Origin of the sequence: Streptomyces sp. NPDC088157 (assembly GCF_044741545.1) — a bacterium.
Classification (GTDB): Bacteria; Actinomycetota; Actinomycetes; order Streptomycetales; family Streptomycetaceae; genus Streptomyces.
Map to the genome: position 1 here is coordinate 157218 of NZ_JBIUSU010000005.1, position 12036 is coordinate 169253.

Consider the following 12036-nt stretch of genomic DNA (forward strand, 5'->3'; position numbering starts at 1 on the left):
GCATGCTGACCAGCGTTGCGGGTGAGGGCTTCATCTGGGAGATCGGGCAGGTCGTCGACCTGCCCGGCTCCGAGGCAGCTGTGTGGGCGGATGGGGTGCGCGCCGAGCTCGTGCGCACCCCAACCGTCGAGACGCCCGAACGGGCTGCCGTCACAGAGACGTCCGCCCGAAAGCCGCCTGCCCGCCGCCGCAAGCCCGCCCCGTCGGGGCCGTAGCCAGGAGGTGAGCCGTGGCGCTGGTGACGCTCGCTGAGGCCAAACGGCAACTCGACATCGACACCGACACCCACGACCTCGAGCTGCAGCTGTACGTCGATTCTCTGGACGCGGTCATCGAGGGCTACGTGGGCGTCGTCGAGCAGCGGGAGGTCACCGACGTCCTCACCGGCGGTGGCCCCGCACTGTCCGTCCTGCACCCGCCGCTGCTGTCCGTGACGACGCTGGCAGGCGGCGCCCCGGGCGGAAGCACCAGCTACGCGGCGGATTCCCTCACGGTTACCCCGGCCGGGATCATCGGCCTCCTCGACGGCAGTTGCTTCCCCATCGGGTCGTACACCGTCACCTACACCGCTGGCCGCGCGACCACCCCGCCGACGGTGAAGCTGGCGGCGCTGATCCTGCTGCAGCACCTGTGGCGTACCCAGTACGGGGCGACCCGGGTTCCGGTCGGCGGGGCCGACGACTGGTCGGTGACGGACCCGATCCCCGGCTTCGGCTACGCGGTGCCCAACCGGGTGTTGCAGCTGCTCGAGCCGTTCAAGCTACCGCCGGGGGTGGCGTAGATGCCGACAACATCCCGGGTGCCCGACGCGGTCGACGCCCTGGTGGCCGTCGTCGTCGCCCTCGACCTGGACGACGTGCGGGTCGTGGACGGTCCCGACGCGGTGAACGCCACCGACCGGCACCGCATCCACATCGGCTGGTCGCCGTCCACCGAGTCGGCCGTGACCCTGCAACAGCAGTGGAGCGGCGCGGGCGCCCGTACCCGTGACGAGGAGTTCGTCATCGCCTGCTACGCCGAATCGCGGGGCGGCGACAAGGACATGGCCTTCCGGCGGCGCAAGGTCTTCGAGATGGTCGCCGCCATCGAGCAGGCACTCCGCGCCACGAACGACGCGCCCGAGGCGCCCAACCTGAACGGCACGGTGCTCTGGTCCGAGCTGACCACCGGCGACCTGGTCCAGTCCCACGCGGAGGGCGCGATCGCAGGCCTGGCCTTCACGATCGCCTGCCGCGCCCGCATCTGACCCACCCCTACCCGAGGAGTTCCGCCATGGCGCGTGTGCGCTACCTGGGGCCCGATCAGGTCACCGTGCCCGAGCTGGGCAACCGGACTGTCGAGCCCGACGAGATCGTCGAGGTACCCGACGCAAGGTTCGAGGGCTACGCCTGCCAGCCCTCGAACTGGGAGGTCATCGAGGAGCCGAAGGGTGCAGAGCCCGAGCCGCTCCCGCCGCTGAAGAAGACCGCGGCCAAGCCGCAGAAGACGGAGGGCTGATCCATGGCGATCGGATCGGGCCTCGGCGCCCAGCTCGGCATCAGCGCCGAGAGCAGCTACGGAACGTTCGTCGCGCCGACGAAGTTCATCGAGTTCACCAAGGAATCGCTGGCGCTGAAGAAGACCACGGCCCAGAGCGCCGGCATCGCTGCAGGCCGGCTGCTGCCGCTGTCCGCCCGCCGCGTGCTGACCCGCCGCGAGGGCACGGGCTCCATCGAGCTGGAGGTCACCAACAAGTCCATGGGCTTGCTGCTCCAGGCGCTCATGGGCACGACGGTGACGCCGGTGCAGCAGGCGGCGACGACCGCGTATCTCCAGACCCACACCCTCGCCTCGGTCGCTGGTAAGAGCCTGACGATCCAGAAGGGTGTGCCGCTCACCACGGGCGTCGTCACCGACAAGACGTTCCTGGGCTGCAAGATCACGTCGGGCGAGTTCTCCTGCAGCGTTGGCGAGATGCTCACCGCGTCGTTCGAGGTGGACGCCAAGGACGTCGACGAGGCCCAGACCCTCGCCGCCGCCACGTACAGCAACATGAGCCCGTTCCACTTCGGGCAGTTGGCCGTCAAGACCGGCACGTTCGGCGCGGAGACCGCCCAGGACGGGATTCGCAAGGTCAGCTGCAAGATCGAGCGGCCCCAGGACGTCGAACGGTTCTACGCCGGGCAGGCCGGGCTGAAGAAGGAACCCGTAGAGAACGACCAGGTGAAGATCACCGGCACCCTGGACAGCGACTACGTCGGCACCACCTTGGACGACCTGCACACCTCGGACGGCGCGACGTCCCTGGTCCTGGAGTGGGTCGGACCGCTCATCGCGTCGACGTTTTTCGAGACGCTCCGGATCACGCTGCCCGCGGTTCGCCTGGACGAGGGGCCGCCGACCGTCGACGGATTCGGCGTCGTGAAGCCGTCCTTCAACTACGTCGGGCTGTACGACGGAACCAACCAGCCGAAGATCGAGTACATCTCGACCGATACGACTCTGTGAGCCTGAGGTGCGCGATGTACGCATCACGAACACCGGCAGCCTGCTGGAGCTGTCGCGGCGCCTGCGCGCTGCCGGTGGCGAGAACATCCGCAGCTCGCTGCACCGCCGCATCCGGCGCGCGGCCGAGCCGCTGCGCGACGATCTCCAGTCCTCGATCCGCGGGCTGGAGATCCGCTCGCGCGGCAGAGGCCGGGGCAAGCGGGGCGGCCCCTCGCCGACCACCCGCCCGCTGCGTGCGACTATCGCCGACGCGATCCGGATCAGCATCCGGGCCGGGTCCAGCCCGGGCGCACGCGTCTGGGTCGACAAGGGCCGACTGCCGCCCGACCTGCGGAACATGCCCAAGGTCTTGAACGACGGCCGGGTCCGGCACCCCGTGTTCGGCAACCGGCGCCGGTGGACCGAGCAGACCGCCACCCCGCTGTGGTGGGACAACACCGTGCGCCGCCACACCCCCCGTATGGAGCGAGAGGTCGCGCGCGTCCTGGACGACGTCCGGCGCCGCCTCGAATAGGAGCATCCGTGATCATCGTCTACGCACCCGCCGATGGCGAAGAGCAGCACTTCGACGCCGGGCCCGGAAAGCTGCGGGCCTCCGAGATTCAGATCATCGAGCGCACTGCGGACGGACGCTGGCCTGACATCAAGGAGGGGATGAGGGAGGGCGACATCAACGCCCTGCGCACCGTGGCCTACGTCCTCAAGCGCCGGGCCGAGCCGACCTTGCGGTTCGCCCAGTTCGACCCGTTCGAGGGCGAGCTGCGGGCTCGCCTCGACAGGCAGGAAACCCAGGCGTTCGCCGAGTATCTCTTCGACAAGTACGAGGGGACGGACGACCTCGGTGACGCGTTCGAGGAGCTGCGCGACGCGAGCTTCGACCGCGAATGGGCAGAGGCCGCCATCGCCGACGTGACGGCCCCAAAAGGCCAGGCCCCCGCCGACCCGGAGACGGAGAAGGAGACGGACGCTTCACTGACCGGGTCCTGAACTACCTGCCGCTGTTCGGCCTCTACCTCCACTACAGCCCGGCCGACGTCGACGCGCTCACCGAGGAGCGCTTCGACTACCTCGCCGCCTGGATCGACCGCCACGAAGCAGCACTACGGCAGGGGGGTGAGTGATGGCGCAGCACCTGCGGTTCGTCCTCGACGGGGACGACCACCTGTCGCCCGTCCTCAATGGGGCCGGTGACGCGTCGACCCGGCTGCACCGCCGCCTCAACGACGACATGAACAACAACGGCCAAGCGGTCCGCCGGTTCACGCAGGACGCCAACGGCAGGCTGCGTGACCTGCAAGGCCGGTTCGTGTCGACGGCAGACGCACAGCGGATGATGGGCGACGGCACGCCCATGCTGATCCGCCGCCTGGGCGACCTCGGCGACGCGGGCGGGGACGCCGCCGGTGCGCTCGGCAAGTCGGGCGGTGGCCTGGGCGGCGCCATGATGGGCGTCGCCGCGATCGTCGGCCTGTCCCTGCTGCCCGCGCTCGGCGCGCTGGTGCCGATGGCGGCCGGGGCCGGACTGGCGATGGGCACCCTGAAGCTCGGCTTCGCCGGCGTCACCGAGGCCCTGGAAGCCCAGACCAAGGGGCACAAGGAATACGCCGAAGCCCTCAAGAAGCTGCCGAAGCCGGCCCGCGACTTCGTCAAGGAACTCGTCTCCGTGAAGAAGGAGTTCAGCGGAGTCGGCAAGGAGATCCAGAAGGCGATGCTGCCCGGCTTCACCAAGGCGCTGAAGGATGCGGCACCCCTGGTGAAGATCGTCGGGCAGGGGATGACCGATCTCGGTGGCGCGTTCGGCAAGGCTGCCGAGGGCGCGGGCAAGATGTTCAAGAACGGCCAGTTCCAGAAAGACCTCAAGGCCAACCTGGACATGGGCAAGCTGTTCGTCGGTGACCTGCTGTCCGGGCTGGGCAGGCTGGGGCGCTCGTTCCTCGACTTCGGTGCCGCGTCGAAGCCGACTCTCACCGCACTGTCGGGAGGACTGCGGGACCTCCTCGGCGTCGGACTGCCCGGCATGTTCGACGGACTGAAGACCGGCATCGACGGATCGTCGAAGTTTCTTACCGGCTTCTTCAACATGATCAACGACGTCCTGCCCGCCATCGGCCGGTTCTCCGGCGAGGTCGCCCGCACCTTCGGCCCGCTGCTCGGCGAGCTGTTCACCGGGCTGGGCGAGCGCAGCGCCGGCGCCCTCGACATCCTCGGCAAAGTCGTCAAGGGCCTCCTGCCGGTGTTCAAGGACCTGGGCTACGGCCTCAAATCGGTGACCGACTTCCTGCGCATCATCGGCCCCACGATCGCCGACACCGCGGGTGCCATCGTCGGCACACTGCTGCCGTCCTTCTCCCAGATCGACCAGGCCAAGGGGCCGCTGCAACGCCTGAACGCGGCGATCCAGGAGAACAAGGGAGCGATCCTCGAGGGCGCCCGCATTTTCGGCAGCGCGATCCTCGACATGACAGGCGCCGCCATCCGGTCGGCGCCCACCATCATCCGCGCGTTCGCGTTTATCTCCACTGGCATCCTCGACGTCGCCAACGTGGCAGTCAGCGCGGCCGCCAGGGCGTTCGGCTGGGTGCCCGGCATCGGCCCGAAGCTGAAGGCCGCGAACAAGGAGTTCGACTCCTTCCGCCATAGCTACGCCAACACCCTCGACGCTGCCGCCCGGAAGGCTGACAACTTCGCGGCCTCGTCCGCGCCGAAGCTGGCCGCAGGAAAGCTCAAGCTGAACATCAACAACTGGACCGAGCAGATCTCCACGGCCAAGGCGAAACTCAAGACGGTGCCTCCGTCGAAGCAGGCCGCGCTCAAAGCCAACATCTCTGACCTCCAGGCGAAGGTCGCGGCGGCGAAGTCCCAGCTCAGCAGCCTCAACGGCATGACCGCCACCACGTACATCATCACTAACTCGAAGACGTACCGGTCCGTCCACGACATCGTCGGCAAAGCCACCGGCGGCCCGATCGGGTTTCCGGGCGGCGGGCCGATCCGAGGGGCTGGAACGGGCACCTCGGACAGCATCCCGATCATGGCCTCGAACGGCGAGTACATGATCAATGCGCGGTCGACGGCCAAGTACCGGCCGATCGTCGAGGCCATCAACGACGACACCCTCAGCACGGTGACTGGCCGCGTGGCCAGCGCACGGCCGGTGCTGGGGCGGGCGGCCGCCGTTGGCGGGGGCGGAGGCGGGACGACCGTCGTGCACATCACGGTCACCGGTGTCTCCGACCCTCAAGCGGTAGCGCGCGAGGTGGAGAACCGGCTGCTCAAGGCAAAGCGCGGCAGGGGCGGCGCGGGATACGGATTCGGATGATGGAGGGGGCACAGCGTGCCGGTGCTTGTGGAGATGGGTTGGGGCGGGCTGGTGCAGTACCCGTGGACCATCACGTGGACGGACATCAGCACGCGCCTCGACGACGGCCAGGGCGTGGTGATCACCCGGGGCGCTGCCGACGAGCTGGGGGACGCGCAGCGGGGGGAGGCCAGCCTCACCCTCGACAACGCGGACGGCTACCTCACCCCAGACAATGCGGCCAGCCCGTACTACCCGTTCGTGCGGCGCAACGCGCCGATCCGGATCTCGCGGGCGGTCATGCCCACGGTGTCCGGGTCGGCGCCCTACCCGCTGGAGATGCTGGGCGACGACTTCGACGACGGCCGCATCGACAGCGCACTGTGGCCGACTTCGACGGGCAGCCCGACAGAGACCGCGACCGGCCGGCTCCGGATCCCGATGGCCCCGGGCGTCGACACCAACTTCACCAGCGCCCGTAGCTGGAAGCTGCTGGCCAGCAAGCTCACCGCGAAGCTCGCGACCGTGCCCGCCGCGAACGGATCGTCCAATGCGGCGGCCTCAATGTGGGTCACCTCGACCACGTCCGGCACCCGGATCGGGTGGAGGTACGACGCCCTCACCGGCGTCCTCGCCGCCATGAGCCAGGTCGGCTTCGCGGACGGCACCCCCACCAACCTGACCTACTCGGCCATCGATCACGCGTGGCTGCGTGTGCGTGAGGCCGGCGGCACCGTGTACTGGGAGACCTCCGGCGACGGCTACGACTGGACGACCCGGCGCACCCTGGCCACCCCGGCCTGGGTCACCAGCCAGACCCACGCCGTGGATCTGCCGACGACCCGCACCGGCGGCACGGCCGGCTACATCGAGTGGGACCTGATCGGGGCGGAGGTGCGGCCGCGCTTCTACGGGCAGGTCAACGAATGGCCAGTGGAGTTCGAGGGCCTGGGCAGCAAGGTGGCCATCACGGCGTCCGACCTGTTCAAGCGGCTCAACCGGCAGCCGGTGCTGAAGAGCATGCTGGCCGAGGAGATCCTGCACCAGTCGGTGCCCAGCGTGACGACGACGCTGTCCGCGTACTACCCGCTGACCGAGGCCTCCGACGCGGCGGCCGCGGGCGACATCAGCGGCAGCGGCGCCGGGGCCCTCGCCATCACCCAGGTCAGCGCAGGCGGGACGCTGGAGTTCGGCGGCGAGGGACTACCGGAGACAGGCGACACCTCGGCCACCTTCACTCCGGCCAGCACCAGCGCCGGGAAGTACCTGGTCGGAGACCTGGGCCAGACGTTCCAGGACACGTCGAGCAGCACGCCGATGAACGTCGAGTTCTGGGTCAAGACGACGACCACGTCCAGGGCGATCCTCGGGATGTTCCACCCCCAGCTCGACAGCCAGTACGTCATGGCCATCAGCGCCTCCGGCGAGCTCACCATCGAGCACACCAACAGCGGCGGCACCCCCACCGTGTACAACAGCCTGCGCGTCATCAACGACGGTGCGTGGCACCACATCTTCCACGACGGCTACTCCAGCAAGCAGCTGTGGATCGACGGCGTCGCCGGTCCGATCACCGCGTCCGTCGTGGACACTCCCGGCCTGCGCACCCTCCACATCGGTGGCTACCGCGGACTGCGGATGTTCTCCGGGCAGCTCGCGCACGTGGCCGTCACCCACGCCCAGGGCGACATCGTCTCCACCCTGTCGCCCATCCGATACGAGGCGGGCAGCACAGGGTTCTCCGGCGAGAGTGCCGACGAGCGGATCGAACGCCTGGCCACCTACTCCGACCTGACCAGCGTGACGATCTGGGGCAGCACGTTCGACCCGGTCGCCTCGCAGGGCCCGGGCGGATCGTCCGTCGTGGCCCGGATGAAGGAGGTCGAGACGACCGAGTCCGGCCGGCTGTTCGCCGAGCGCGACTACTACGGCCTGGCGTTCCAGTCCCGGGACGTGCGCTACAACCCGACCCCGGTGTCCGAGGTTTTCACGATCGACTACGCCGACCTGGAAACCAGGGACGTCCGGCTGGCCAACGACGACCAGAAGATGGTCAACACGCTCGAGGCGTCCCGGCCGGGCGGCGCCACGCAGCGGGTGACCGCGCCCGCTTCCGTCCTCGCCTACGGCACCTACGACCCGGGCGCCCTGGTCCTGCTCAAGACGTCCGACAACTCCGTGCTGGACGCCGCGTACTGGAAGGTCTCGCGCTACGCCGATCCCGGCTCTGAGCTGCGCGAAGTGCCCATCGAGGCGTACACGATGGCCACCTTCCTGGACATCCTCGACGCCGAGATCTCCTCGTACTTCTCCGTGCTGACCATGCCGTCGCAGTCCCACGCGTCGACGATCCGCGTGACCGTCGAGGGCTACACGGAGACGCTCAAGGACCGCTCGCACTACATCCGGTTCTTCACGTCGCAGTCCTTCAACGACAGCGTCTGGGTCCTCGACGACGCGACCTACTCCGTCCTCGGGTCCACGACCCGCCTCGCCTACTAGGAGCAGCCGCATGCCCATTGCTGTCGTGCGCGCAGAGACGTTCTACCTGCCACCGCCCGCCCGTCGACCGGAGGACTGGTCACAGATCCCGCCGGCCGAGCGGGTGTTCCGGTGGGCGGAACTGCGCCAGCAGCGGCGCCTGGTCCCGCCCGTCGGATTCATCATCGGGCAGCAGGGCTACGCCCGGATCAACCACAACCGCTGGGTGGCGGACTGCCCGTGCGGGTCGGCGCAGGTCGTCTCGCCGAAGGACCCGCGGATGGCGTGCACCGAGTGCGGTCTCGGCTGGGTGTTCCTCATCTTTCCCGAAGACGCGGATGCGGTCGAGGCGTCCATCGCCGACGACCTGCCGAACTTGCGGAACTGGTGGCACCCCGACGACCCGACCAACCCGTACCGCGTGGTCGAAGACCTCGAGGAAGAAGAGCAGGAGAGTGAGGCGGCGTGACGTTCGCACCGAGGACGTGGGTGGTGGGCGAGGTCGTCACCGCCGCCCTGCTCAACCAAGAGGTAAGAGACCAGTTCTCCTCGATCTTCGACGCGTGGACCACCTACACCCCGACGTGGACCGCAGCCACCACCAACCCGGTCGTCGGCAACGCGACCATCGCCGGCCGGTACCTGAAAATCGGCCGCAAATGCATCGTCGACATCCGCATCCAGATGGGATCGACCACCACCTACGGCAGCGGCGTCTACAGCTTCAGCGTCCCGTTCACTTCGGCCAGCAGCGTCGACTACCTCGGCAACGCCCGCCTCGCCAGCACTGACACCTGGATCGGGCAGACCGTCTTGTCCGGTGGCAACGCGGCATTCCAGTGCGTGTTCTCGACCAGCTCCGGCGACAGCCGTGCCGCGACGATGTCCCCGACCGTCCCCAACACCCTGGCCAACACGCACATCCTGCGGGCCCAGCTCGAGTACCAGACCTCCACCTGACCGAGCGTCTGATGCTCCCGAAGGGGACCGCTGTGCAGCACGTACTGAAGACTGAGACAGGGGCCCGGCTACAGCTCGTCGCCTGCGCTCTACGTAACACCGGGACCGGCTGGGCCCTGATCAGCAACTCGGCGCACCAGCCGTCCGGGGTGACGGGGGTCGCTCAGCATGCCGACCGCCTCGAGCTCCAGCACCCCGTGGGCGCGACGCACGTCGTGTCGATGCTCGTCACCGTCGACGAGACCTACGCCGCATCGGGCCTGCGCGCCGGCGCATCTGCCGGGCTGGCCCTGTCGAACCTGTACCTCTACAGCGGGGCCAGCACGACGCCGGTAGACCCGGCCACGATCGCCGCCGCGAACGGCAACCTCTGGGTCACAGGGTTCCTGCTGCTGCCCGCCGTCTGACCCTCTCCAGCACCTCACGCCCCGAGCCGATGGCCGGGGTTTTCGTCATGCCCCGAGGAGGGCTCATGGCCAAGACGGGCCCCCAGAAAATCACCGGCGCCTCACAGGCCCACTTCTACGGCACCGGCCAGTACTCCGGCTCCGACATGGAAGTGAACTGCGGAGTCGTCCACACCACGGAAGGGCGGACGCTGCCCGACTACAACGGCGGCGCCATCGCTCCGACCGTGACCGGCGTCCCGGACATCGCCGCCCGCAAGATCCGCTGGTACCAGCACTACGACGTCGACGAGTCCGCGCGCGCCCTCGCCAACAAGCTCGGCGGCGTCGAGACGAACACCGCGAACGCCTTCCAGATCGAGCTCGTCGGCACCTGCGACGACTCGAAGAAGACCAGCTGGGACGGCAAGAAAGCCGGAGTCGACTACCTGCACTGGCCGACCGCCCCCGACTGGGCCCTCGCCGAAGTCGCCTGGCTGGTCCGCTGGCTGAACGACTACCACAGCGTTCCCCTCACCTGCGTCAGCGAGTGGCTCGCCTACGGCAAGGACGCCCGCCGGCCTGGCATCACCCCCGCCTCCTACGGGGCGAGCCCCGCCCGCATGACGGGCGCCCAGTGGCAAGCCTTCCGGGGCTGGTGCGGACACCAGCACGTCCCCGAGAACGACCACGGAGACCCGGGCTCCCTCAATTTCGCCCGCGTCATCGCCCTGGCCAAGGGCCAGACAGACCCAGAGGAGGAAGCAGTGGCTCTCACCACTGACGAGATCAAGGCCATCGGCCGCCAGGTCGTGACCGGCGCGAACGGCGCCAAGTCTCCGGACGACCCGACCGTGGAGTGGGCGGTGTCCAGCTTCCTCGGCCTCACCCTCAAGGCGACCCGCGCAGTGGCCGCGGACGTCGCGGACGTCAAGGCCAAGGTCGACAGCCTCGCCGTCGGCGGCGTCGACCTGGACGCCCTCGCCGAGAAGGTCGCCGACCTCCTCGCCAACCGACTCGCTGACTGACCCCACCACGCAAGGAGACCGCCATGTCTGAGATCCACCTGCCCGACGCCGAGACCGTCATCAAGACCGGCAAGACCTACGCGAGAGACCTCGCCGAGCGCACCCTCGCCACGGCGGTCGTCGCGGCCGGCGGCGTCGCGATCGCGGCCGGGCCGGCCGACATGTTCCACGCCTCGTTCTGGGAGACGATGGCCGCGGCCGGAATCGCGGCGGGCGGCACCCTGCTGAAGGGGATGCTCGCCCGCGCGTTCGGCACGAAGAACTCGGCGTCGCTCGCCAGGGGAGTGTGATGTGCGCGGCGGTCCGGCGGCTCACCCGACGTCTGGGCCGCCGCGGCGCACTGCTCACCCTCAAGGGCGTGATCGCCACCCTGTACGGATACGGGCAGCTGGTCGAGCCGCTCGGTGACCGGCGCGGCCTGTGCCTGCTGAAGCTCATGCCATTGCAGGCCTGGGCCACCGCGTGGATCGTCGCTGGGCTGACCGCCCTGGTGTGCGCGTGGCTGCCGCAGGGCCGGGACTGGCCCGGGTTCCTCGCCGTGTGGGCGATCACCGCCCCGTGGTCCATGGCGTTTCTGGTGGCGTGGTGGCCGCTCGGCGAGTACCCGCGCGGCTGGGTGGGGTCGTTGATTTTCGGCGCGTTCGGTGCGGTCTGCCTGGTGGCGATCGGCTGGGACGAACCGCCGCGCTCGAGACAGGAGGCGCCGCGTGGGCGCTGAGATGCTGACCGCACTGTCCGCGCTTGCCGTCGCCTCGGTGACCGCCGGGGGCATGGTCCTCACGGCCATCGTCGGCCGTCGCCCGCCACGCGGGCAGCAGAGGCGTGACGACTTCACCACCATCGTCGGCGAACTCCGCACCAGCCTGGGCGAGGTGAAGACCGAGCTGGCTCAGCAGAAGGCGCAGTCCGAGCGGGACCGGGGGAGGATCACCGAACAGGACTTCGCGCTCCGGTACCTCGCCGGGTGGGCACGCTCCCTCGTCGGGTACATGCGGCAGCAGCGGCTGGAACCGCCCCCGCCCCCGCAGCCGGTACCGGAGGAAGTCCGGCCGTACCTGCACGACCTCAACACCTGACTGCGTGATGCGGCCCCGCTCTCCCCCCGTGGGAGGGCGGGGCCGCTTCGTCATGTCTGAGGGTCGGCGACGAAGCTGCCCATGCCGGGTGTGGTGGTGAGTAGGCCCTCCTCGCGGAGCGCGGCCGTGACCTTGCGGACGGTGCCGCGGGCGACGTCGAACTCGGCCTCGAGCTGCACCTCGGAGACGAGGGCGCGGGGCGGGAGCTCGCCGCTGGCGATGCGCTCGCGCAGCACGTCAGCGATCTGCTCCCACTTGGGCCGCGTCGGGTCGTAGTCGATCACCCATCCGACTCTAGATATGCGGACGTATCAGGGCAT

The 12036-nt window shown here is 69.2% G+C and carries 17 protein-coding genes; 16 read left to right on the forward strand and 1 reads right to left on the reverse strand.

What is annotated here, in order from left to right:
• The first annotated feature begins 2 nt into the window (after window positions 1–2).
• From ACIPFH_RS20765 to ACIPFH_RS20840, 16 genes are all read left to right on the forward strand, one after another.
• Window positions 3–215 carry a hypothetical protein gene (locus ACIPFH_RS20765; protein ID WP_401828287.1) on the forward strand — a complete coding sequence of 71 codons (213 nt, stop codon included), beginning with the start codon at window positions 3–5 and terminating at the stop codon, window positions 213–215.
• Between the two features lie 14 nt (window positions 216–229).
• The gene (locus ACIPFH_RS20770; protein ID WP_401828289.1) at window positions 230–781 is read left to right on the forward strand and encodes a head-tail connector protein; all 552 of its coding nucleotides are present in this window, start codon (window positions 230–232) and stop codon (window positions 779–781) included.
• Window positions 782–1246, forward strand: a complete 465-nt coding sequence (locus ACIPFH_RS20775) for a hypothetical protein (protein WP_401828290.1) — start codon at window positions 782–784, stop codon at window positions 1244–1246.
• 26 nt (window positions 1247–1272) lie between these two features.
• Window positions 1273–1497, forward strand: coding sequence for a hypothetical protein (locus ACIPFH_RS20780; protein WP_401828292.1), 225 nt, complete (start codon window positions 1273–1275; stop codon window positions 1495–1497).
• 3 nt (window positions 1498–1500) lie between these two features.
• A complete protein-coding gene (locus tag ACIPFH_RS20785) occupies window positions 1501–2487 on the forward strand; it encodes a phage tail tube protein (protein WP_401828294.1) in 987 nt (328 codons plus the stop codon).
• Window positions 2488–2494: 7 nt separating this feature from the next.
• Window positions 2495–3001, forward strand: coding sequence for a hypothetical protein (locus tag ACIPFH_RS20790; protein ID WP_401828295.1), 507 nt, complete (start codon window positions 2495–2497; stop codon window positions 2999–3001).
• A gap of 8 nt (window positions 3002–3009) precedes the next feature.
• On the forward strand, window positions 3010–3474 hold the full coding sequence (locus ACIPFH_RS20795) for a hypothetical protein (protein ID WP_401828297.1): 465 nt from the start codon (window positions 3010–3012) through the stop codon (window positions 3472–3474).
• Window positions 3475–3607: 133 nt separating this feature from the next.
• Window positions 3608–5806: a hypothetical protein gene (locus ACIPFH_RS20800; RefSeq protein WP_401828299.1), complete on the forward strand. Its 2199-nt coding sequence runs from the start codon at window positions 3608–3610 to the stop codon at window positions 5804–5806.
• Between the two features lie 15 nt (window positions 5807–5821).
• On the forward strand, window positions 5822–8287 hold the full coding sequence (locus ACIPFH_RS20805) for a LamG-like jellyroll fold domain-containing protein (protein ID WP_401828300.1): 2466 nt from the start codon (window positions 5822–5824) through the stop codon (window positions 8285–8287).
• Between the two features lie 10 nt (window positions 8288–8297).
• Complete coding sequence (locus ACIPFH_RS20810) at window positions 8298–8735, forward strand: hypothetical protein (RefSeq protein ID WP_401828302.1); 438 nt, start codon at window positions 8298–8300, stop codon at window positions 8733–8735.
• Window positions 8732–9226, forward strand: a complete 495-nt coding sequence (locus ACIPFH_RS20815; protein ID WP_401828303.1) for a hypothetical protein — start codon at window positions 8732–8734, stop codon at window positions 9224–9226. Before ACIPFH_RS20810 ends, ACIPFH_RS20815 begins: the two co-directional genes overlap by 4 nt.
• Window positions 9227–9258: 32 nt before the next feature.
• Entirely contained in the window at window positions 9259–9633 is a 375-nt protein-coding gene (locus ACIPFH_RS20820) for a hypothetical protein (RefSeq protein WP_401828305.1), read from the forward strand.
• A 65-nt stretch (window positions 9634–9698) separates the two neighbouring features.
• Window positions 9699–10640, forward strand: coding sequence for a hypothetical protein (locus ACIPFH_RS20825; protein WP_401828306.1), 942 nt, complete (start codon window positions 9699–9701; stop codon window positions 10638–10640).
• Window positions 10641–10663: 23 nt separating this feature from the next.
• On the forward strand, window positions 10664–10930 hold the full coding sequence (locus ACIPFH_RS20830) for a hypothetical protein (RefSeq protein WP_401828308.1): 267 nt from the start codon (window positions 10664–10666) through the stop codon (window positions 10928–10930).
• Window positions 10930–11358, forward strand: a complete 429-nt coding sequence (locus ACIPFH_RS20835; RefSeq protein WP_401828309.1) for a hypothetical protein — start codon at window positions 10930–10932, stop codon at window positions 11356–11358. The genes ACIPFH_RS20830 and ACIPFH_RS20835 overlap by 1 nt, the downstream gene beginning before the upstream one ends.
• Window positions 11348–11716, forward strand: coding sequence for a hypothetical protein (locus tag ACIPFH_RS20840; RefSeq protein WP_401828310.1), 369 nt, complete (start codon window positions 11348–11350; stop codon window positions 11714–11716). The genes ACIPFH_RS20835 and ACIPFH_RS20840 overlap by 11 nt, the downstream gene beginning before the upstream one ends.
• A 50-nt stretch (window positions 11717–11766) precedes the next feature.
• On the opposite strand, the gene ACIPFH_RS20845 is transcribed toward ACIPFH_RS20840, so the two are convergent.
• Window positions 11767–12000 (reverse strand): GntR family transcriptional regulator, encoded by a 234-nt coding sequence (locus ACIPFH_RS20845; RefSeq protein WP_401828311.1) that lies wholly within the window; start codon window positions 11998–12000, stop codon window positions 11767–11769.
• Window positions 12001–12036: the final 36 nt, after the last annotated feature.

Coding starts and splice junctions, on each gene's coding strand:
- ACIPFH_RS20765 (WP_401828287.1), top strand. CDS start 3: ATGCTGACCAGCGTTGCGGGTGAGGGCTTCATCTGGGAGATCGGGCAG.
- ACIPFH_RS20775 (WP_401828290.1), top strand. CDS start 782: ATGCCGACAACATCCCGGGTGCCCGACGCGGTCGACGCCCTGGTGGCC.
- ACIPFH_RS20780 (WP_401828292.1), top strand. CDS start 1,273: ATGGCGCGTGTGCGCTACCTGGGGCCCGATCAGGTCACCGTGCCCGAG.
- ACIPFH_RS20785 (WP_401828294.1), top strand. CDS start 1,501: ATGGCGATCGGATCGGGCCTCGGCGCCCAGCTCGGCATCAGCGCCGAG.
- ACIPFH_RS20800 (WP_401828299.1), top strand. CDS start 3,608: ATGGCGCAGCACCTGCGGTTCGTCCTCGACGGGGACGACCACCTGTCG.
- ACIPFH_RS20810 (WP_401828302.1), top strand. CDS start 8,298: ATGCCCATTGCTGTCGTGCGCGCAGAGACGTTCTACCTGCCACCGCCC.
- ACIPFH_RS20825 (WP_401828306.1), top strand. CDS start 9,699: ATGGCCAAGACGGGCCCCCAGAAAATCACCGGCGCCTCACAGGCCCAC.
- ACIPFH_RS20830 (WP_401828308.1), top strand. CDS start 10,664: ATGTCTGAGATCCACCTGCCCGACGCCGAGACCGTCATCAAGACCGGC.
- ACIPFH_RS20835 (WP_401828309.1), top strand. CDS start 10,930: ATGTGCGCGGCGGTCCGGCGGCTCACCCGACGTCTGGGCCGCCGCGGC.